Origin of the sequence: Pantoea sp. GCM10028869, assembly GCF_042666835.1 — a bacterium.
Classification (GTDB): domain Bacteria; phylum Pseudomonadota; class Gammaproteobacteria; order Enterobacterales; family Enterobacteriaceae; genus Pantoea; species Pantoea leporis.
This window is the reverse complement of the sequence record NZ_JBHTGO010000011.1, coordinates 99,375-118,836: the sequence shown is the minus strand read 5'-3', so window position 1 is coordinate 118,836 and position 19,462 is coordinate 99,375. Positions and strand designations below refer to the sequence as shown.

Sequence of the window (19,462 nt, the reverse complement as noted above, 5' to 3'; positions counted from 1 at the left end):
AATGTCTTTGCGTATAGATTGAGCAAATCATCAATAACCGCTAAAATTGTCCGTCATCGCCTGGTGTTCAGCGCGCTTTCCTTTGCAGAAGCGGTGCTCAAGCATAAAACCTGCGGTTTAAGGGGTCAGGCATCGAAAAATCGGGCATAATCAACGGATTTCCCCATATTCAACTTTTATTGATTAAGGTAACCCATGGCTGAATGGAACGGCGAATATATCAGCCCTTACGCTGAACATGGCAAGAAGAGCGAGCAGGTTAAGAAAATCACAGTTTCTATCCCGCTGAAAGTGCTGAAGATTTTAACGGACGAGCGCACCCGCCGTCAGGTAAACAACCTGCGTCACGCCACCAACAGCGAACTGCTGTGTGAAGCCTTTTTGCATGCTTTCACCGGGCAGCCTCTGCCGAACGATGTCGATTTGCGTAAAGAACGCAGCGATGAGATTCCGGAAGAAGCGAAACAGATTATGCGTGAAATGGGCATCGATCCCGATAGCTGGGAATACTGAAGCCAGAAATAAAAAAACCCAGCCGAGGCTGGGTTTTTTCTTGCTGCCGAATCGCGAAGATTCGACGGCCAAAAATCTTATTTCTTGCTTGCTGGCACGCTAAAACGCTTGTTGAAGCGATCTACACGGCCACCGGTGTCAGCAATACGCTGCTTACCAGTGTAGAACGGGTGGCATTTGCCGCACACGTCCAGGTTCAGACCAGAAGCCATGGTTGAACGGGTGTTGATCACGTTACCGCAAGAGCAAGTCATGGTTACTGCTTCGTACTTAGGGTGAATACCTTGTTTCATGGGAGAACCTCATAAAAGGCCGTGTCGCTCTCCGTGCCAGGCTCAGCCTGCACAGCACCACACGCGGTTGAACATTAAGTGTATGCTCCGACAAGTGATCTCATCGAAGGCGGCATAGTATACAGAAATTAACCGGTTTTAGCAAATAGCCGCTTCCTAATTAGCCGTGTACACTACTTCTCCTTAATTCAGAACCGGATAGAGATTCAGATGCCCGTTGTTCAGGTTGCCCTGCCCGTTCCGCTACCTCGCCTGTTTGATTACTTGCTGCCTGCCGATGCGCCGCAGCCGGTGGCGGGCGCACGCGTGAATGTGCCGTTCGGCAATCGCAAAATGATCGGCATTGTGATCGGTACGCGTGAGACCAGCGATCTGCCGCTGACGCAGCTCAAGCAGATAGAGAGCGTGCTCGACGATCAAAGTCTGTTCTCGCCCGCGCTGTGGCGCATTTTGCATTGGGCCGCCAACTATTATCATTCGCCGCTCGGCGAAGTGCTGAGCCATGCGCTGCCGGTGCTGCTGCGTCAGGGCAAACCCGCGCAGGAAGCGCCGCTGTGGCAATGGGTGATCAATGACGCTGGCCGTGAAGTGGCGATGGAGAGCCTGAAGCGCGCGCCGAAACAGCAGCAAGCGCTGGCGATGCTGCGTCAGCGACCGCTCTATCGTCATCAGGTCAGCGAACACGATTTTACCGATGCCGCGCTGCAAGCGTTGCGCGCAAAAGGCTTGTGCGAACTGCGTGAACACACGCCGCAGATGCACGACTGGCGTACCAGCTTTGCCGTCAAAGGGGATCGCCTGCGCCTGAACACCGATCAGGCGATGGCGGTGGGCGCGATGCGCAGTGAAGACGATCACTATGCGCCGTGGCTGCTGGCCGGCATTACCGGCTCGGGTAAAACCGAGGTGTATCTCAGCGTGCTGGAGAACGTGCTGGCACGCGGCAAACAGGCTTTGGTGCTGGTGCCGGAAATTGGCCTGACGCCGCAAACCATCGCCCGCTTCCGTGAGCGCTTTGATGCGCCGATTGATGTGCTGCACTCGGCACTGAATGACAGCGAACGCCTCGCCGTCTGGCTGCGCGCGCGCAGCGGCGAAACGGCGATTGTTATCGGTACACGCTCGGCGCTGTTCACGCCGCTGGCGCGCCCCGGCGTCATCATCATTGATGAAGAGCACGACAGCTCGTACAAACAACAGGAAGGCTGGCGCTATCAGGCGCGCGATCTGGCGGTGTTCCGTGCGCATGAGGAAGATATTCCTATTGTGATGGGTTCCGCCACGCCCGCGCTGGAAACCTTGCACAACGTGCGCGTCGGCAAATATCGCCAGCTCAATCTCACCAAACGCGCGGGCAATGCTAAACCGGCGTTACAGCAGCTGATCGATCTTAAAGGTCAGCAGCTGAAAGGCGGATTGGCGCCAGCACTGCTCGGCAAAATGCGTCAGCACCTGCAGGCCGACAATCAGGTTCTGCTGTTCCTCAACCGCCGTGGCTTCTCTCCGGCGCTGATGTGCCACGATTGCGGCTGGCTGGCCGAGTGCCAGCGCTGCGATAGCTACTACACGCTGCACCAGAACCATCGCCAGCTGCGCTGCCACCATTGTGACAGCCAGCGTCCGCTGCCGAATCAGTGCCCGAGCTGTGGTTCAACACATTTGATGCCGGTCGGCGTCGGTACCGAACAGCTGGAACAGCAGCTGGGCACGCTGTTCCCCGGCGTGCCGGTATCGCGCATCGATCGCGACACCACCAGCCGTAAAGGCGCGCTGGAGCAGCATCTGGCCGATGTGCATCGCGGCGGCGCGCGCATTCTGGTGGGCACGCAGATGCTGGCGAAAGGCCATCACTTCCCGGATGTCACGTTGGTGTCGCTACTGGATGTTGATGGCGCGCTGTTCTCGGCCGATTTCCGCGCCGCCGAGCGTTTCGCTCAGCTCTATACGCAGGTCGCGGGTCGCGCCGGTCGTGCGGGTAAACAGGGCGAAGTGTTGCTGCAGACCCATCATCCGGAACATCCATTGCTGCAAACATTGCTGCATCGCGGCTATTTCGCCTTTGCCGATCAAACGCTGCTGGAGCGTCAGTCCGTTCAGCTGCCGCCGTGGACCAGCCATGCGCTGTTCCGCGCTGAGGATATGGATAACCAGCAGGCGGCGGAATTCCTCACACAGCTGCGTAATTTACTGGAAGCCAGCCCGCTTAAAGATGAGGCGATGTGGCTGATGGGGCCGGTTCCGGCGTTGGCACCGAAGCGCAGTGGACGCTGGCGCTGGCAGCTGCTGTTGCAGCATCCGTCGCGCAAACGTCTGCAACAGCTGTTGAGCGGATCGCTGCCGCTGATCGCCACCTTGCCGGCATCACGCAAAGTGAAATGGACGCTGGATATCGATCCCACCGAAAGCTAAGCCACGCCACAACTGCGAGCCAGATCGAAAAAAGTCGCACAAGTCACAATTTTTATGCAAATTAAGTAACAACCCGACGCGACCTTGGGTTAACAATAGTGCCGACCCGGTTGAAGCCCGGTAATGTCTGAAAATCAATGCGCTGTACCGCGTCAGGAGTTATACGTTGGACCAGAAGCAACCCTCCACCGCCGCCACCATGAAAGATGTGGCCGAGAAAGCAGGCGTTTCAACCGCCACGGTTTCACGTGCGTTGATGAATCCAGAAAAAGTCTCTGCTGCTACCCGGCTCAAGGTCGAAAAAGCCGTGATTGCCGTGGGTTATGCGCCGCACGGTTTGGCGCGCAATGCCAAACGCGGTGAAACACAAACCATTCTGGTGATTGTGCCGGACATCTGCGATCCCTTCTTCAGTGAGATCATTCGCGGCGTGGAAGTCACCGCTGCGCATGAGGGTTATCTGGTACTGATTGGCGATTGCGCGCATCAGAATAAACAGGAAAAAACCTTTCTGAATTTAATGCTGACGCGACAGATCGACGGCATGGTGCTGTTGGGTTCACAGCTGCCGTTTGAGGCGGGCATTGAAGATCAGCGCAACCTGCCGCCGATGGTGATGGGCAATGAATTTGCGCCGGAGATGGCATTACCCACGGTCCATATCGATAACCTGACCGCCGCCTTTGAAGCGGTGAATCACCTGCTGCAGCTTGGTCATCGCCAAATTGCCTGCATCACCGGGCCAGAACACATTCCGCTGAGCCAGTATCGTTTGCAGGGCTACATACAGGCGCTGCGTCGCAGCAGCATCGCCATCGACCCAACGATGATTGTGCATGGCGATTTCACCTTTGAAGCCGGCGCGAATGCGCTTAAGCAGTTGATGAGTTTGCCGCAGCCGCCGAAAGCGATTTTCTGCCATAGCGATTTGATGGCGCTGGGCGCGATGAACCAGGCGCGTAAACTTGGCATGCGCATTCCGCAGGATCTGTCGGTGGTGGGCTTTGATGATATCGAACTGGCGCAATACTACGATCCGCCGCTGACCACCGTGGCCCAGCCGCGTTTTGCTATCGGCCGAGAAGCGATGCTGCTGTTACTTGATGAGCTGCAGGGTAAACGCGTGAATAACGGTTCGCGCCTGCTGGATGCGGAGCTGCGCGTGCGCGGCAGTACGGCACCGGCGGCAAAACGGGAAAAATAGTGCGTAGACGCCTGCATTTTCAGCGGATTCTGAAGGCAGACTGTGCTGGTCAAAGTTCCAGCCCTTGCGTAACATGGCGCATTCATTGCCGGGCAATTAACAGCACATTTACATGCCCATTGGCATTTTTTTGAAGGGTAGCAGAACGAAAGTGGCACAGAAAGATTATGTAGGCCGCGGGCGTTCAACAGGGACGCGTCGCAAAAAACCCGCCAGCCGCAGCAAGAAAAGCAAAGGCGGATCAGGCACTTCAAAGCTAATGATGGTACTGGCCGCGGCCGTGCTGGTCACCTTTGCCGGTGGTTTATGGTTTATCTCGCATCATAAGAAAGAAGAGATTGAGGTCATTCCAAACCACAAAGCCAACGGTAACGGCCTGCCGCCGAAGCCGGAAGAGCGCTGGAAGTACATCAAAGAGCTGGAAAATCGCCAAATTACCGTTCCGTCGCCAACTGAGCCTTCGGCTGGTGGCGTGCAATCACAAACTCAGCTGACCGATGAACAGCGCCAGCTGCTGGAGCAGATGCAGGCCGATATGCGCCAGCAGCCGACGCAGTTGAACGAAGTGCCGTGGAACGAACAAACCCCGGCGCAGCGCCAGCAAACGCTGCAGCGTCAGCAGGTGCAGCAACAGCAGGTTCAGCAACAACAACAGCAGCAGTTGCAACGTCAGCAGCAACAGTTACAGCAGCAGCAGCGCCAGCAACAGTTGCAGCAACAACAGGCCGCGCGTCAGCAACAGCAACAGCAACAGCAAGCTGCGCCGATCACGCGTGAGCCAACGCAGCAAACCAAGCCGCAGGAAACGGCCAAGGCGAAAGCGGAAGAGAAAGCCGCTTCACAACGCTGGATGGTGCAGTGTGGTTCGTTCAAAGGTACCGATCAGGCGGAATCCGTGCGCGCCGGTCTGGCATTTGAAGGATTTGAGAGCCGCATTACCACCGGCGGTGGCTGGAATCGCGTGGTGATCGGGCCGTTCAAAGATCGCAGCAGCGCCGACAGCACAGTCAAACGCTTACACAGTTCCGGCCACGGAAGTTGTATTCCCCTCGCTCTCGGGGGTTGAAACCCCTTTTTCCTACCCCATATCTGGTTGCATGATACTCCGCGCCGAGTGCGCGGAGTTCCTTTTCTACTGCAACAAGGGGTCTGCCCGTGACAACAATAGTAAGTGTACGACGCAACGGCCAGGTAGTGATTGGCGGTGATGGCCAGGCTACGCTCGGCAATACCGTAATGAAAGGCAACGTTAAAAAAGTCCGTCGTCTTTACAACGATAAAGTGATCGCCGGCTTTGCTGGCGGTACCGCAGATGCCTTCACCCTGTTTGAACTGTTTGAGCGCAAGCTGGAAATGCACCAGGGCCATCTGGTGAAAGCGGCGGTCGAACTGGCTAAAGATTGGCGTACCGATCGCATGCTGCGCCGCCTTGAAGCGCTGCTGGCGGTGGCCGACGAAAACGCCTCATTAATCATCAGCGGCAACGGCGACGTTATCCAGCCGGAAAATGACCTGATCGCAATTGGTTCTGGTGGGCCTTACGCCCAGGCAGCGGCACGCGCGCTGCTGGAAAACACCGACATTGGTGCACACGATATCGTGGAGAAAGCGCTGAACATCGCTGGCGATATCTGTATCTACACCAACCACAATATTAACTTCGAAGCATTACCGTCTAAGGCTAAGGACTAAACATCATGTCTGAGATGACTCCACGCGAGATTGTCAGCGAGCTTAATCGCTTTATCATCGGCCAGGACGGCGCAAAGAAGGCGGTCGCGATCGCCCTGCGTAATCGCTGGCGCCGCATGCAGCTCGACGAAGAGCTGCGCCATGAAGTGACGCCAAAAAACATTCTGATGATTGGTCCAACCGGTGTCGGTAAAACCGAAATCGCCCGTCGCTTAGCCAAACTGGCGAACGCACCGTTCATCAAAGTGGAAGCCACCAAATTCACCGAAGTCGGTTACGTCGGTAAAGAGGTTGATTCCATCATTCGCGATCTGACCGATTCTGCCATCAAGATGGTGCGCAGCCAGGCAATCGAGAAGAACAAGTACCGCGCGGAAGAGATGGCGGAAGAGCGCATCCTGGATGTGCTGATCCCACCCGCGAAAAATAACTGGGGCCAGGCTGAACAAGCGGCTGAGCCATCGGCAGCGCGTCAATCCTTCCGCAAGAAACTGCGCGAAGGCCAGCTGGATGACAAAGAGATTGAGATCGATCTGGCCGCTTCATCGGCTGGCGTTGAGATCATGGCGCCTCCGGGCATGGAAGAGATGACCAGCCAGCTGCAATCGATGTTCCAGAACCTCGGTGGGCAGAAGCAGAAACCGCGTAAGCTGAAAATCAAAGAAGCCATGAAGCTGCTGATTGAAGAAGAAGCGGCCAAGCTGGTGAACCCGGAAGAGCTGAAGCAGGATGCCATCGATGCGGTTGAGCAGCACGGTATCGTGTTCATCGACGAAATCGACAAAATCTGTAAGCGCGGCGGCCAGAATGCGGGCGGTCCAGACGTGTCACGCGAAGGCGTACAGCGCGACCTGCTGCCGCTGGTGGAAGGTTGCACCGTTTCCACCAAGCACGGCATGGTGAAAACCGACCACATTCTGTTTATCGCTTCCGGCGCGTTCCAGGTCGCCAGCCCGTCAGATCTGATCCCAGAACTGCAAGGCCGTCTGCCGATTCGCGTTGAACTGCAGGCGCTGACCGTCAATGACTTCGAGCGCATTCTGACCGAGCCAAACGCCTCGGTTACCGTGCAGTACAAAGCGCTGATGGGCACCGAAGGGGTCAATATCGACTTCACCGATGACGCAGTGCGGCGTATCGCCGAAGCCGCATGGCAGGTGAACGAGACCACCGAGAACATCGGTGCGCGTCGTCTGCATACCGTGCTGGAGCGTCTGATGGAAGATATCTCCTATGACGCCAGCGATCGTAACGGTGAGTCGATCACTATCGATGCCGAGTACGTTGGTAAGCATCTGGATGAGCTGGTGGCCGACGAAGATCTCAGCCGCTTCATTCTGTAAGCTTCACCCGCGAAATCTCTGCCCGGCCACTGTGCCGGGCTTTTTTTTACGCAGGATATTGATGCAACGCTTTTTTTGGCGGTTGATGATTTTGCCAACAATCGCCAGATAGCGATATACTTAGCGCTCCTGTGGCAAACAGACGAAAACCCTCATGAAATACGATACATCTGAACTCTGTGACATCTACCACGAAGCTGTGAATGTTGTTGAACCGCTTTTTTCGAACTTTGGTGGGCGCAGCTCATTCGGTGGTCAAATCACCACAGTGAAATGTTTCGAAGATAACGGCTTACTCTACGATTTGCTGGAAGAGAACGGTCGGGGTCGCGTATTGCTGGTGGATGGCGGCGGTTCGGTCCGTCGCGCACTGGTCGATGCTCAGCTGGCGAGTCTGGCGGCGCAAAATGAGTGGGAAGGCATTGTGGTGTACGGCTCGGTGCGTCAGGTTGACGATCTCGAAGAGCTGGAAATCGGCATTCAGGCGATTGCGGCGATTCCGGTGGGAGCAGCGGGTGAAGGCATTGGCGAAAGTGACGTGCGCGTTAACTTCGGCGGCGTGACTTTCTTCTCTGGCGACCATCTGTATGCCGACAATACCGGCATCATCCTGTCTGAAGACGCGCTCGACATCGAGTAAGCCGCAACAAAAACGGGTGCCGCGGCACCCGTTGGTTTAAGCATTGACGCTTAAACTTCTTCCATTTTTCCCAGCAGTGCCCGCAGACGATCCTGCCAGACATGCTGCTCTTCTTTCAGATGCTGATTTTCACGCACCAGTGCATCCTGGTTGCCTGAAGCCTGGCTGACTTCGTTTTTCAGCGTGTTGTTTTGCTCTTTCAGCTCTTCAATTTCCATCTGCAGCAGAGTGATAGTATCAATCGCCTGCTGTACTTTCGCTTCCAGTTTCTCGAACACTTCAAATGACATCTTTCTGACCTCTCCTAAATCTTGCAAGGCGTTGATGGGGCTAGTGCATGCCTTATTACAGTGCGCTCAGCCACGATGACTCGATTGTATGTAGCCAAACCCAGCAAGTCCAGCGGCACAAGGCCTGCGAGGGCAGTCTGTAACACTTTTCAGTCTATGCCTAAAAAAATGCGCATCTTCGCGCATCTGTGTGCGCGATCACGTCAGCATCGGCCAGTAAAGCGCGGTGAATGGGCCTTAAAGAAACGCAAAAGACGCGAAAACGCGCATTTTTATGACACAGTACACAGTTTTCAATTTCGCTATTTCTCGTTTATGCTCGTTAACGATAAATTCACATCAACCCTACATTGATAGCTGGGCGACTCATGGATGAGAACAAAAACTGATAAAATTTAACCTCGCTTCAGGAATGCCATTATGAGTCAGACAACTAACACACTAAAAGGTCAGTGCATCGCTGAATTTCTCGGTACAGGTTTGATTATCTTCTTTGGTGCAGGCTGCGTTGCTGCACTAAAACTGGCCGGTGCGTCATTCGGTCAGTGGGAAATTTGTATTATCTGGGGTTTAGCCGTCTCCATGGCAGTCTATCTGAGCGCAGGCGTTTCCGGCGCGCATCTTAACCCAGCCGTTACCGTCGCGCTGTGCCTGTTCGCTAATTTTGAAGGTCGTAAAGTTGTTCCCTATATTCTGGCGCAGGTTGCCGGCGCGTTCTGCGCTGCCGCGTTGGTTTACGGTCTCTACTACAATCTGTTCTTTGATTACGAAGCGGGCCATCAAATGGTGCGCGGCAGTGTTGAAAGCCTCGATCTGGCCGGTATCTTCTCGACTTACCCGAACCCGCACATCAGCGTAGCTCAGGCGTTCCTGGTTGAGATGGTGATTACAGCGGTGTTGATGGCAGTGATTATGGCGTTGACCGATGACGGCAACGGTGTGCCGCGTGGTCCGCTGGCTCCGCTGTTGATTGGTCTGCTGGTGGCGGTCATCGGTGGCTCAATGGGTCCACTGACCGGCTTCGCACTCAATCCGGCGCGTGACTTTGGTCCAAAACTGTTCGCGTTCTTCGCTGGTTGGGGCAACGTCGCCTTCACCGGTGGCAAAGATATTCCTTACTTCCTGGTTCCGATTTTTGGCCCGCTGGTCGGTGCTTGCCTCGGAGCCTTTGGTTACCGTTCGCTGATTGGCCGCCATCTGCCAGTTAACGTTGCGGAAGCCAGCACAGCAGAAAAACCGGTTGCGCGCGCTCAGCAGCGTAAAGCGTAAGTTTCATCGATACCACATCAGGACAGCACAATGACTACTGATAAAAAATATATCGTTGCACTCGATCAGGGCACAACCAGCTCACGCGCCGTGGTGCTTGATCATGATGCCAACATCGTTGCGGTTTCTCAGCGCGAATTTACCCAGATCTACCCGAAAGCGGGTTGGGTTGAACATGACCCAATGGATATCTGGGCGTCACAAAGCTCGACGCTAGTGGAAGTGCTGGCGCACGCCGACATTAACTCCGATCAAATCGCGGCGATTGGTATCACCAACCAGCGTGAAACCGCCATCGTATGGGATAAAGAGACCGGCAAACCGGTTTACAACGCTATCGTCTGGCAGGATCCGCGCACCGCAGATTACTGTAACAAACTGAAGAAAGAGGGTCTGGAAGAGTACATCCAGCACACCACCGGTTTGGTGATTAACCCGTACTTCTCCGGCACCAAAGTGAAGTGGATTCTTGACCACGTTGAAGGCGCACGTGAGCGTGCAAAACGCGGCGAACTGCTGTTCGGTACCGTTGATACCTGGCTGATTTGGAAAATGACGCAGGGACGTGTGCACGTCACCGATCACACCAACGCCTCACGTACCATGATGTACAACATCCACAAGCTGGAGTGGGATGAGCGCATGCTGGAGATCCTCGATATCCCGCGTGAAATGCTGCCAGAAGTGAAAGGATCTTCCGAAGTGTACGGCCAGACCAACATTGGTGGTAAAGGCGGTACGCGTATTCCTATCGCCGGAATCGCCGGTGACCAGCAAGCGGCGCTGTATGGCCAGCTGTGCGTACAACCGGGTATGGCGAAAAACACTTACGGCACCGGCTGCTTTATGTTGATGAACACCGGCACCGAAGCCGTGACGTCTACGCACGGCCTGCTGACCACCATCGCTTGCGGCCCACGCGGCGAAGTGAACTATGCGCTGGAAGGTGCGGTGTTTATCGGTGGTGCGTCGATTCAGTGGCTGCGCGATGAGATGAAGCTGATCAGTGATTCAACCGACTCTGAATACTTCGCGTTGAAAGTGAAAGACACTAACGGCGTATATATGGTGCCGGCCTTCACCGGTTTGGGCGCGCCTTATTGGGACCCGTATGCACGCGGCGCGATTTTCGGTCTGACGCGCGGTGCGAACGCTAACCACATCATCCGTGCCACGCTGGAGTCGATTGCGTACCAGACGCGCGATGTACTGGAAGCGATGCAGAACGATGCTGGCACCCGCCTGCAGTCACTGCGCGTGGATGGTGGTGCGGTCGCCAACAACTTCCTGATGCAGTTCCAGTCTGACATTCTCGGCACGCGCGTTGAGCGTCCGGAAGTGCGTGAAGTTACAGCGCTGGGTGCGGCGTATCTGGCTGGCCTGGCCGTTGGCTTCTGGGGCGACCTGGAAGAAGTCCGCGCTAAAGCGGTGATTGAGCGTGAGTTCCGCCCAAGCATCGAAACCACCGAACGTAACGTCCGTTACGCCGGCTGGAAGAAAGCCGTCGCTCGCGCTAAAGCGTGGGAAGACGAAGAGTAACATCCTGCTAACCCGCGGCGCCCTGCCGCGGGTTTTTCCCCTGCCACGCTTCTCCGCTGTGTTAAACTGCCTGCCTGTTTTTTGTCAGGTGCCACCATGAAACGAGAACTCGCGATTGAATTTTCCCGCGTGACTGAAGCCGCCGCTCTGGCGGGCTATCACTGGTTAGGACGCGGCGATAAAAATGCGGCCGACGGCGCAGCCGTTCACGCCATGCGCATTATGCTCAACACTATTGATATCGACGGCCAGATTGTGATTGGCGAAGGCGAAATCGACGAAGCGCCGATGCTGTATATCGGTGAGAAAGTCGGTACCGGCCGCGGCGACGCGGTGGATATCGCGGTCGATCCGATCGAAGGCACACGCATGACGGCGATGGGCCAGGCCAATGCGCTGGCGGTGCTGGCGGTTGGTGATAAGGGCAGCTTCCTGCACGCACCTGATATGTACATGGAAAAGCTGATTGTTGGACCGGGCGCACGTGGCGCCATCGACCTCAATCTGCCGCTTGATATCAACCTGAAAAACATCGCGCTGGCATTGGGCAAACCGCTCAGCCAGTTAACGGTATCGATTCTGGCCAAGCCCCGCCACGATGCGGTGATTGCCCAGCTGCAGCAGCTCGGCGTGCGCGTGTTCTCCTTCCCGGATGGCGATGTCGCGGCCTCGATTCTGACCTGTATGCCGGATAGCGAAGTGGATGTGATGTACGGCATCGGCGGCGCGCCGGAAGGTGTGGTATCGGCGGCCGTGATCCGTGCGATGGACGGCGACATGCAGGCACGCCTGCTGGCGCGTCACCAGGTGAAAGGGGATAGCGAAGAGAATCGTCGTCTGGGCGAGAATGAACTGCAACGCTGCGCCGAGATGGGCATTGAAGCGGGTCAGGTACTGAAACTGGATCAGATGGCGCGCAACGATAACGTTATCTTCGCGGCCACCGGCATCACCACCGGCGATTTGCTAAAAGGCATCACGCGTAACGGCAACATCGCCACCAGCGAAACCCTGCTGGTGCGCGGTAAATCGCGCACCATTCGCCGCATCCAGTCAATCCACTATCTGGATCGCAAAGACGCGGCGCTGCATCAATTTATCCTGTAATCGCCTGCTTGCCGCTCTCCGGATGACGTGAGAGCGGCCACCAGCACAGCAGCATCACCAGCGACGTCACGAACATCAGCATGCCAAGGCTGGATTGATCGTGCTGCGGCAACAGCGCAGAAAGCCACGCCACCACGCCAGAACCGAGATTCTGCAAGCCTCCGATTAACGCACCCGCGCTGCCCGCCAGCCACGCATACGGCTCCATCGCGCCCGAGGTTGCCAGCGGAAACAGCATACCCGCGCCAAAGAAGAACAGCGCAGCCGGCACCAGCAACGTCCAGATGTTCATCACGCCAAACCAGGCCGGAACCCACATCAGCAAGCCCGCTAACAGGCAGCTGTTCACGCCGTACCACATCAGCGTGTGCCAGGATTTCTGCTCACGTCCGGCAAACCAGGCGCCAAAGAACGCCGCCGGAATCGGCAGGATAAACAGGATGCTGACGGTCAATCCATCCAGCCCCAACACGCCGCCCATCAGCACGCCACAGCTGGCTTCAAACACTGCGATGCCCGCCAGCGCGCCAATCAGTAGCAGCAGGTACCGCACAAAGTTGCCGTCGCTCAGCAAAGTGGCATAACGGCGCAGGAATGGCGTGGCGGGCGTATCCGCTGGACGCGTTTCCGGCAGCCAGCGCGCCATCGACGCGGTGACGCCGACGCACAGCAGCAGCAGGAAGGCGAAACAGGCGTGCCAGCCAAACAGATGCGTCAGCAGCGCGCCAATCACCGGAGCCAGCAGCGGGCTGACCAGAATGCCCATATTAAGCAAGCTGTTCGCCTGGCGCAGCGCGATGCCGGAGTAGAGATCGCGCGGCATGGTGCGCGCCATCACGCCCGCCACGCCGGTACCTAAACCTTGTACCGCGCTGCCCAGCACCAAAATATCCAATGAGGGCGCGAGCATAGCGATCAACGCGCCGACCGCAAAGATCGTCATGCCAATCAGGATCACCGGACGGCGGCCAAAACTGTCCGACAGCGGGCCGTAGATCAACTGCGATCCGCCGTAGGTCATCAGGTAGGCGGCCATCACCTGCTGGATCGCCCCGCTGCGCACATTAAGCGTTTCGGCCATGTTGGCCATCGCTGGCACATAGATGGTTTGCGCCATCTGCCCAACCGCCACCAGCACGATCAGCATGAATAACAGAAAGCGATTTTGCGTTTTACTTATCAACATGGAACAAAATGTCTGCCTGAGAAACAAAGAATAAGCAGCACAAAACAGGCCGCCTCGGATTTATGGCGGCAAAAATATCAGGATTCAGTGACAAATCGAGAGGCGCAGGCAAAGCTGTATGTCTCAAGCCGTCAAGCTGTTTGTCCAGATTGTAAACCGCCCGCTACAGTTGCTGATCTGTGCGCTGCGTTTGTCGCTGAGAGCCCTTTGCCCGTGCATGGACTGGAAATCCGTTAGGCCGATGGCGATGATGTACCTAACTAAACAATATTAAGGAGCCAACATGGCTGAGTGGATCAATGCTGAAGTGAAAGAGGTAAAAAACTGGACCGACGCACTGTTCAGCCTGCGCGTTGCAGCGCCGATTGATACCTTTACCGCGGGACAATTTGCCAAGCTGGCTCTGGAGATTGACGGTGAGCGCGTGCAGCGTGCCTATTCGTACGTCAACGCGCCGCAGGATCCGCTGCTGGAGTTTTATCTGGTCACGGTGCCGGAAGGCAAACTGAGCCCGCGTTTGCAGGCGCTGCAGCCCGGCGAGCAGGTGATGATCACTAAAGAGGCGGCGGGTTTCTTTGTGCTCGACGAAATTCCAGATTGCCAAACGCTGTGGATGCTGGCGACCGGTACGGCGATCGGCCCCTATTTATCGATCCTGCAACAGGGCGAAGATCTGGATCGTTTCGACAATATTGTGCTGGTACACGCCGCGCGCTTCGCCGATGACCTGAGCTTCCTGCCCTTGATGCAGGCGTTGCAGCAGCGCTATCAGGGCAAGTTACACATCCAAACGGTGGTGAGCCGCGAAGAGATCGCCGGTTCGCTGCACGGCCGCGTACCGCAGTTGATTGAAAGCGGAGAACTGGAGCGTGCGGTTGGCTTGCCGCTGACGGCAGAAACCAGCCATGTGATGCTGTGCGGCAATCCACAGATGGTGCGCGATACCCAGCAGCTGCTGAAAGATACGCGTGAGATGCGCAAACATTTCAAACGCAAACCCGGCCACATGACCAGCGAGCATTACTGGTAATCGGCGCGGAGCGAATAATCTGAGATTTTTCCCAGTGTGGGTTTTGACTTTGCCCGGTAAAAACCGTTCTAATCGTGGGCTAAGTGAATGATTTAGGGCCGAAGCAATGAACAACCTGCCAGTCGCGCTGCTGCTTGGCCTCGCACTGACATTTCCCGCCTGGGCGGACGATGCACCCGCGTTGGATCGTAGCGATCATCTGCCTGCAGCGCCCTATCTGCTCGCGGGTGCGCCGACGTTCGATATGACCGTTGCTCAGTTCCGTGAGAAGTACAACGCTGCTAATCCCAATGCATTGCTGCAGGAGTATCGCGCGATTGATAGTCGCGGCGATAAAAGCAATCTGACGCGTGCCGCCAGCAAAATCAGCGAAACGCTGTATGCCTCAACTGCGCTGGAGCAAGGCACCGGAAAAATCAAAACCCTGCAAATCACCTGGCTGCCGGTTCCCGGTCCCGATATGAAAGCCGCGCAGGCTCGCGCCATGGATTACATGACCGCCCTGCTGCGCTTCTTCATTCCCGGCTTGTCGCCTGAAGAGGGGCGTAAAAAACTCGATTCCCTGCTGAGCGCCGGTAAAGGTGCGCGCTATTTTGCCCGCACCGAAGGTGCATTGCGTTTCGTGGTGGCAGACAACGGCGACAAGGGTTTGACCTTCGCCGTTGAGCCGATAAAACTGGCGCTCGCGACGCCCTGATCGCACCGGCAAAAATGACGAAAAGCAAAGCCAGCAACACATTTGATCTCTATACTGTCTCGCAGACATCGCTGCCCGATGGCAGCGCTATTTCATGAATCGCGTTATGCGGAGGAAAGAATGCGACATCCACTGGTTATGGGTAACTGGAAACTGAACGGTAGCAAGCAGATCACCAAAGAGCTGATTGAAGGCCTGCGCAAAGAGCTGTCTGGTGTTGATGGTTGTGGCGTCGCGATTGCACCGCCAGCCATCTATCTGGACCTGGCGAAACACGCCATTTCCGGTAGCCACATTGCTCTGGGTGCTCAGAACGTTGACGTTAATCTGTCTGGCGCATTCACTGGCGAAACGTCCGCAGACATGTTGAAAGACGTTGGCGCGAAATACATCATCATCGGCCACTCTGAGCGCCGCACCTACCACAAAGAGAGCGACGAGTTCATCGCGAAGAAATTTGCCGTAGTGAAAGAAGCGGGTCTGGTGCCGGTTCTGTGCATCGGTGAAACTGACGCAGAAAACGAAGCGGGCAAAACGGAAGAAGTGTGCGCACGTCAGATCGACGCCGTGCTGGAAACGCAGGGCGCCACGGCGTTCGAAGGCGCAGTCATCGCTTATGAGCCGGTTTGGGCTATCGGTACCGGCAAATCTGCTACGCCAGCGCAGGCTCAGGCGGTGCATAAATTCATTCGTGACCATATCGCGAAGAAAGATGCGGCTATCGCTCAGCAAGTGATCATTCAGTACGGCGGTTCGGTCAACGACAAAAACGCCGCTGAGCTGTTCACCCAGCCAGATATCGATGGCGCACTGGTTGGCGGTGCTTCACTGAAAGCGGATGCTTTTGCGGTAATCGTGAAAGCGGCAGCAGCAGCGAAAAACGCGTAACTTAGCGTTTAGATGCAGATTAAGGCGGCTGATTAGCCGCCTTTTTTATTGGCCGCTATTAATTGCGTCCCTACGAAAAAGGGTTATTGCGGCAATATGCTGCAGTTATGATCCTGCAGCTCTTCCGCCGAGCCGCTGTTCAGTTTCAGCCAGTTACGTTCCAGCGCCAGCAGCGCTAAACGGCCATCCGGCAGCTGTGCCAGCGCCAGGCCATATTTCCCCATCTCGCTGCGCGCATGCGGCACTTCATCCGCCAGAAGGATAAACGCACTCTTTTGCGCCAGTTCTTCCTTAGAAAGCGCCCGCACCAGATAACCATGCTTGCGCAGCGTTTCACTCTGCCACTGCGCATTCAGTCTCGGTGCCAGCGCATCCAGCTGCTGGCGCACATCCGGACGCAGACAGGAAATATGAATATGCAGCTGATTCTGCGTACGCCCGTATTGCGCATTGATGGCCAGCGACAGCGCGCTATCGGGAATCGGCGCGCCGTGCCTTTGCGCCAGTAATGCGCGCTGTTGCCAGGCCTCGGCAAACAGATTTGGTGTAGCAGGTTCAAGAATGATGGGACTTTCCATGCCGGTGATTTTTTCGATCGGCATCAGCAGATACTGCAACGGCCCGTTGAGATCTTTCAGCGTGACGTAACCCTGCGCGCTATTCACCTGCTGGCACGGCGCTGGGTTGCCCGTCGCCGCCATATTCGGCACGCACTTTTCGCTGATGATCTGCCATAAGGCGTTAGAGTTTTTATGGAAATGGATGGCGCCGGCGATCAGTCCGACAATCAACAGCACCAATAAAGCGGTAAGTAACTTCAGGGTACGACGACTGCCCTGCATAGCCCGATTCCTCTGTTCATCACCTGCCAGCATCCTCGCCTGGCAGGTGATGAAAGTCACGGACTAATCCTCCGCGCCACGCAGGATGGCGTCGAGTTTTTCTGGCTGCAAACGAATCTGCGCTGCACGACGATGCGCCTGCATCCCTTCGGTACGGCTCTGGCGCACCGCAGGAGCAGCGATGGCGGCGATGCCCTGATCGTCAATCCATTGATGCGTGCAGGTTTTCAGATACGCACCGACCCACAATCCGCCGGTGTAACGTGCCGCCGCCATGGTGGGCAGCGTGTGGTTGGTGCCGCAGCATTTATCAGAAAACACCACGCTGGCGTTTTGCCCGATAAACAGCGATCCGTAATTGCGGATGCGCGCCGCCAGCGCATGGGGATCGCGCGCATGGATTTGCAGATGCTCGGTGGCGATTTCATCGGTGTACGCCACCATCGCATCCTCGTCGGCACAGAGAACAATTTCGCCCTGACGCTGCCACGCCTCACCAGCCGTTTTCGCCGTCGGCAAGGATGCCAGCTGCGCCTCAATTTCTCGCAATGTTGCATGCGCCACGCGTTCGCTGGTGGTGGCCAGCCCAACACGCGTGCGCACGTCATGCTCCGCCTGCGCCAGCAGATCCGCTGCCAGCACGCGCGGATCAGCACTGTCATCGGCGACGATAAAGATTTCGCTCGGCCCCGCCAACGCATCAATACCCACTTTGCCAAATACCTGACGCTTCGCCTCATTGACGAAAGCGTTGCCCGGCCCGACGATCTTGTCCACCGCCGGCAGCGATGCGGTGCCGTATGCCATCGCGGCAATGGCCTGCGCACCACCAACTTTGAAAATGCGGTGCGCTCCGGCCAAGTGGCAAATTGCAATCATTGCCGGATGAGCGCCCGGCGGCAGACAGGCGATGATGTTATCGCAGCCCGCCACAACCGCTGGCACGATAGACATCACCGGCGCGGAGAGGATCGGATAGCGTCCGCCCGGCACATAGCAGCCCACGGTTTCAATCGGGATGATGCGATGCCCCAGATGAACGCCCGGCAACGTCTCAATCTCCAGCGGCTGCAAGGTGGCGCGCTGCGCTTCGGCGAAGCGGCGCACCTGCGCAATAGCAAACTCACTGTCCTGGCGGGTTTGATCGGCGAGTTGCGCCAGCGCCTGCTCGATCTCTGCTGCCGAAACTTCCAGCTGCTCCGGCGCGACACCATCAAATTTCTGCGAATAATCACGCAGTGCCGCGTCTCCGCGCTGACGCACGTTGCTAATAATGTCGCTCACGGTGGCGATCAGGCTGGCATCCGCCTGCGCATCCTCGCCCGCGGCTTGCTTGATAAACTGCACGCGTTGTTTGCTCATACTTCCGTCTCCGCCAGTTGTCCCAATTTGATCTGCGCCAGCATCGCCAGGTGATCGTAAACCACCCATTCATCAACAATTTTGCCGTTTACTACGTGATAATGGCTCATGCCCATCACCAGCAGACGCTGTCCCGTCGGTTTACCCAACTCGCCGTAGCCAAGATGATGCCCTTCCATTACCCAGCGCACCGCCACTTTGGTGCCGCCCTCTTCACATGGATTGGAGCAGATATGCTGCGGCATCCATGCGCCGTCCGGGATCATGCCGATCAGCGCCAGCGTCTGATGGATCACCGATGCCTGACCATACAGCTCTTTCATCAGTGGGCCGTGCCACTGCACATTGCTGGCGTAAACCTCTTTCACTTTGCCCAGCATGCGTTTGTTGTAAATCTCGTGCAGCCAGCCCAGCACCTGCGCCTCGGTATCACTGTGCGCCAGCGTGTAATCCGGATCGCTTTCCGGCGGATACTGGCCGAGCAGACGACGGTTTTCGCCAATCTCCGTCAGTCGGAAACCCTTATCAAACTGCTCTTTCGCCATGTTGTACGCGATCTGGTCGGTATCCAGCCCCAATTGACGCATCAGCGACATGTTGTCGCTCACCACCCATTCGCGGTAAATCTTGTTTTCCAGAATCATGCAGTCCGCCACGGTGCGCGTGGTGAAGGTGCGGTTGGTGGGTTTACCGTATTGGCTTGATTGTGTATGGCGGCCGCTACCGGTAACCAGATGCGAGGTGTAAAAACCGTCAACGTCGTTGCCGTTCCAGATCACCTGCGTTGCCATGCCGCGACGTTCCGGGAAGGCGACCAAACGTTGCAAGGTATCGAGCACCACTTGTTCACGGGTATAAATGGTGCCCAATGCGTTATATAACACGCAGTTATGGGTGTAATGGCTGTAGATCAGCCCGACATCGCGCTCATCCCAGATCTTGTGGGTACAACGCACAATGTAATCAACGATATCGGTATAGCAGGGATCGAAACCGCGCATTGGCTGCACCCGCGCACGGTTTTCTGGAACCAGATCGACAAAATCCCGTCGCTCAACCTGCAAAACCGGTTCGGCCTGGGTGCGTGCTGAGGTTTTTTCTGCGCTCTTTTCACTGGCGGTGGCTTTATTAGCCGTATCCGTTGTAGACATAAACACT

19 protein-coding genes are annotated in these 19,462 nt (G+C 56.4%); 13 read left to right on the top strand and 6 right to left on the bottom strand.

The features are described 5' to 3' along the window. Nucleotides 1–195 precede the first annotated feature (195 nt). Nucleotides 196–513 (top strand): met regulon transcriptional regulator MetJ, encoded by a 318-nt coding sequence (gene metJ / locus ACFQW4_RS21800; RefSeq protein WP_007885403.1) that lies wholly within the window; start codon nucleotides 196–198, stop codon nucleotides 511–513. 77 nt (nucleotides 514–590) lie between these two features. Here the strand turns inward: metJ and rpmE are convergent, their stop codons facing one another. Beyond that, a complete protein-coding gene (gene rpmE / locus ACFQW4_RS21795) occupies nucleotides 591–806 on the bottom strand; it encodes a 50S ribosomal protein L31 (protein ID WP_007885402.1) in 216 nt (71 codons plus the stop codon). Between the two features lie 210 nt (nucleotides 807–1,016). Between rpmE and priA the strand changes: the two genes are divergently transcribed. The 6 genes from priA (at nucleotide 1,017) to rraA (ending at nucleotide 8,094) form a co-directional block, all read left to right on the top strand. Continuing rightward, nucleotides 1,017–3,215: a primosomal protein N' gene (priA, locus tag ACFQW4_RS21790; protein ID WP_110868178.1), complete on the top strand. Its 2,199-nt coding sequence runs from the start codon at nucleotides 1,017–1,019 to the stop codon at nucleotides 3,213–3,215. Nucleotides 3,216–3,381: 166 nt separating this feature from the next. Continuing rightward, the gene (cytR, locus tag ACFQW4_RS21785; protein ID WP_061720292.1) at nucleotides 3,382–4,419 is read left to right on the top strand and encodes a DNA-binding transcriptional regulator CytR; all 1,038 of its coding nucleotides are present in this window, start codon (nucleotides 3,382–3,384) and stop codon (nucleotides 4,417–4,419) included. Between the two features lie 151 nt (nucleotides 4,420–4,570). Beyond that, a complete protein-coding gene (gene ftsN, locus ACFQW4_RS21780) occupies nucleotides 4,571–5,485 on the top strand; it encodes a cell division protein FtsN (protein WP_222235150.1) in 915 nt (304 codons plus the stop codon). Nucleotides 5,486–5,574: 89 nt separating this feature from the next. Then, nucleotides 5,575–6,111, top strand: coding sequence for an ATP-dependent protease subunit HslV (gene hslV / locus ACFQW4_RS21775; protein ID WP_101760642.1), 537 nt, complete (start codon nucleotides 5,575–5,577; stop codon nucleotides 6,109–6,111). Between the two features lie 5 nt (nucleotides 6,112–6,116). Beyond that, the gene (gene hslU / locus ACFQW4_RS21770; protein WP_007885388.1) at nucleotides 6,117–7,454 is read left to right on the top strand and encodes an HslU--HslV peptidase ATPase subunit; all 1,338 of its coding nucleotides are present in this window, start codon (nucleotides 6,117–6,119) and stop codon (nucleotides 7,452–7,454) included. Between the two features lie 154 nt (nucleotides 7,455–7,608). Next, nucleotides 7,609–8,094 (top strand): ribonuclease E activity regulator RraA, encoded by a 486-nt coding sequence (gene rraA, locus ACFQW4_RS21765; RefSeq protein ID WP_061720294.1) that lies wholly within the window; start codon nucleotides 7,609–7,611, stop codon nucleotides 8,092–8,094. Nucleotides 8,095–8,144: 50 nt separating this feature from the next. On the opposite strand, the gene zapB is transcribed toward rraA, so the two are convergent. Further along, nucleotides 8,145–8,384, bottom strand: a complete 240-nt coding sequence (gene zapB, locus ACFQW4_RS21760) for a cell division protein ZapB (protein ID WP_007885384.1) — start codon at nucleotides 8,382–8,384, stop codon at nucleotides 8,145–8,147. Between the two features lie 420 nt (nucleotides 8,385–8,804). Here zapB and ACFQW4_RS21755 point away from each other — a divergent pair, with 420 nt between their 5' ends. From ACFQW4_RS21755 to glpX, 3 genes are all read left to right on the top strand, one after another. Next, nucleotides 8,805–9,653, top strand: a complete 849-nt coding sequence (locus tag ACFQW4_RS21755; protein WP_061720295.1) for an MIP/aquaporin family protein — start codon at nucleotides 8,805–8,807, stop codon at nucleotides 9,651–9,653. Between the two features lie 30 nt (nucleotides 9,654–9,683). Further along, complete coding sequence (gene glpK / locus ACFQW4_RS21750; RefSeq protein WP_110868179.1) at nucleotides 9,684–11,192, top strand: glycerol kinase GlpK; 1,509 nt, start codon at nucleotides 9,684–9,686, stop codon at nucleotides 11,190–11,192. A 96-nt stretch (nucleotides 11,193–11,288) separates the two neighbouring features. Further along, nucleotides 11,289–12,299: a class II fructose-bisphosphatase gene (gene glpX, locus ACFQW4_RS21745; protein ID WP_277974237.1), complete on the top strand. Its 1,011-nt coding sequence runs from the start codon at nucleotides 11,289–11,291 to the stop codon at nucleotides 12,297–12,299. Here the strand turns inward: glpX and emrD are convergent. Continuing rightward, nucleotides 12,289–13,485, bottom strand: coding sequence for a multidrug efflux MFS transporter EmrD (gene emrD / locus ACFQW4_RS21740; RefSeq protein WP_377727522.1), 1,197 nt, complete (start codon nucleotides 13,483–13,485; stop codon nucleotides 12,289–12,291). The genes glpX and emrD overlap by 11 nt on opposite strands. A 283-nt stretch (nucleotides 13,486–13,768) precedes the next feature. On the opposite strand from emrD, the gene fpr reads away from it, so the two are divergent. The 3 genes from fpr to tpiA all read left to right on the top strand — a co-directional run bounded on the left by fpr (nucleotide 13,769) and on the right by tpiA (nucleotide 16,100). Next, entirely contained in the window at nucleotides 13,769–14,515 is a 747-nt protein-coding gene (gene fpr / locus ACFQW4_RS21735) for a ferredoxin--NADP(+) reductase (RefSeq protein ID WP_110868182.1), read from the top strand. Between the two features lie 106 nt (nucleotides 14,516–14,621). Beyond that, nucleotides 14,622–15,212, top strand: a complete 591-nt coding sequence (locus ACFQW4_RS21730) for a YiiQ family protein (RefSeq protein WP_101760647.1) — start codon at nucleotides 14,622–14,624, stop codon at nucleotides 15,210–15,212. Between the two features lie 120 nt (nucleotides 15,213–15,332). Beyond that, on the top strand, nucleotides 15,333–16,100 hold the full coding sequence (gene tpiA, locus ACFQW4_RS21725; RefSeq protein ID WP_377727518.1) for a triose-phosphate isomerase: 768 nt from the start codon (nucleotides 15,333–15,335) through the stop codon (nucleotides 16,098–16,100). An 83-nt stretch (nucleotides 16,101–16,183) separates the two neighbouring features. On the opposite strand, the gene ACFQW4_RS21720 is transcribed toward tpiA, so the two are convergent. From ACFQW4_RS21720 to ACFQW4_RS21710, 3 genes are all read right to left on the bottom strand, one after another. Beyond that, on the bottom strand, nucleotides 16,184–16,942 hold the full coding sequence (locus ACFQW4_RS21720) for a CDP-diacylglycerol diphosphatase (protein ID WP_377727515.1): 759 nt from the start codon (nucleotides 16,940–16,942) through the stop codon (nucleotides 16,184–16,186). A gap of 63 nt (nucleotides 16,943–17,005) precedes the next feature. Next, entirely contained in the window at nucleotides 17,006–18,304 is a 1,299-nt protein-coding gene (hisD, locus tag ACFQW4_RS21715) for a histidinol dehydrogenase (RefSeq protein WP_101760649.1), read from the bottom strand. After that, nucleotides 18,301–19,455 carry an ester cyclase gene (locus ACFQW4_RS21710; RefSeq protein WP_309832628.1) on the bottom strand — a complete coding sequence of 385 codons (1,155 nt, stop codon included), beginning with the start codon at nucleotides 19,453–19,455 and terminating at the stop codon, nucleotides 18,301–18,303. Before ACFQW4_RS21710 ends, hisD begins: the two co-directional genes overlap by 4 nt. Nucleotides 19,456–19,462 lie beyond the last annotated feature (7 nt).

What these genes read in the sequence shown, in the direction of transcription:
- ACFQW4_RS21720 (WP_377727515.1), bottom strand. Translation starts at nt 16,942, where the DNA reads ATGCAGGGCAGTCGTCGTACCCTGAAGTTACTTACCGCTTTATTGGTG.
- emrD (WP_377727522.1), bottom strand. Translation starts at nt 13,485, where the DNA reads ATGTTGATAAGTAAAACGCAAAATCGCTTTCTGTTATTCATGCTGATC.
- fpr (WP_110868182.1), top strand. Translation starts at nt 13,769, where the DNA reads ATGGCTGAGTGGATCAATGCTGAAGTGAAAGAGGTAAAAAACTGGACC.
- tpiA (WP_377727518.1), top strand. Translation starts at nt 15,333, where the DNA reads ATGCGACATCCACTGGTTATGGGTAACTGGAAACTGAACGGTAGCAAG.
- ACFQW4_RS21730 (WP_101760647.1), top strand. Translation starts at nt 14,622, where the DNA reads ATGAACAACCTGCCAGTCGCGCTGCTGCTTGGCCTCGCACTGACATTT.
- rpmE (WP_007885402.1), bottom strand. Translation starts at nt 806, where the DNA reads ATGAAACAAGGTATTCACCCTAAGTACGAAGCAGTAACCATGACTTGC.
- rraA (WP_061720294.1), top strand. Translation starts at nt 7,609, where the DNA reads ATGAAATACGATACATCTGAACTCTGTGACATCTACCACGAAGCTGTG.
- metJ (WP_007885403.1), top strand. Translation starts at nt 196, where the DNA reads ATGGCTGAATGGAACGGCGAATATATCAGCCCTTACGCTGAACATGGC.
- ACFQW4_RS21755 (WP_061720295.1), top strand. Translation starts at nt 8,805, where the DNA reads ATGAGTCAGACAACTAACACACTAAAAGGTCAGTGCATCGCTGAATTT.
- hisD (WP_101760649.1), bottom strand. Translation starts at nt 18,304, where the DNA reads ATGAGCAAACAACGCGTGCAGTTTATCAAGCAAGCCGCGGGCGAGGAT.
- zapB (WP_007885384.1), bottom strand. Translation starts at nt 8,384, where the DNA reads ATGTCATTTGAAGTGTTCGAGAAACTGGAAGCGAAAGTACAGCAGGCG.
- ACFQW4_RS21710 (WP_309832628.1), bottom strand. Translation starts at nt 19,455, where the DNA reads ATGTCTACAACGGATACGGCTAATAAAGCCACCGCCAGTGAAAAGAGC.
- glpK (WP_110868179.1), top strand. Translation starts at nt 9,684, where the DNA reads ATGACTACTGATAAAAAATATATCGTTGCACTCGATCAGGGCACAACC.
- hslU (WP_007885388.1), top strand. Translation starts at nt 6,117, where the DNA reads ATGTCTGAGATGACTCCACGCGAGATTGTCAGCGAGCTTAATCGCTTT.
- glpX (WP_277974237.1), top strand. Translation starts at nt 11,289, where the DNA reads ATGAAACGAGAACTCGCGATTGAATTTTCCCGCGTGACTGAAGCCGCC.
- priA (WP_110868178.1), top strand. Translation starts at nt 1,017, where the DNA reads ATGCCCGTTGTTCAGGTTGCCCTGCCCGTTCCGCTACCTCGCCTGTTT.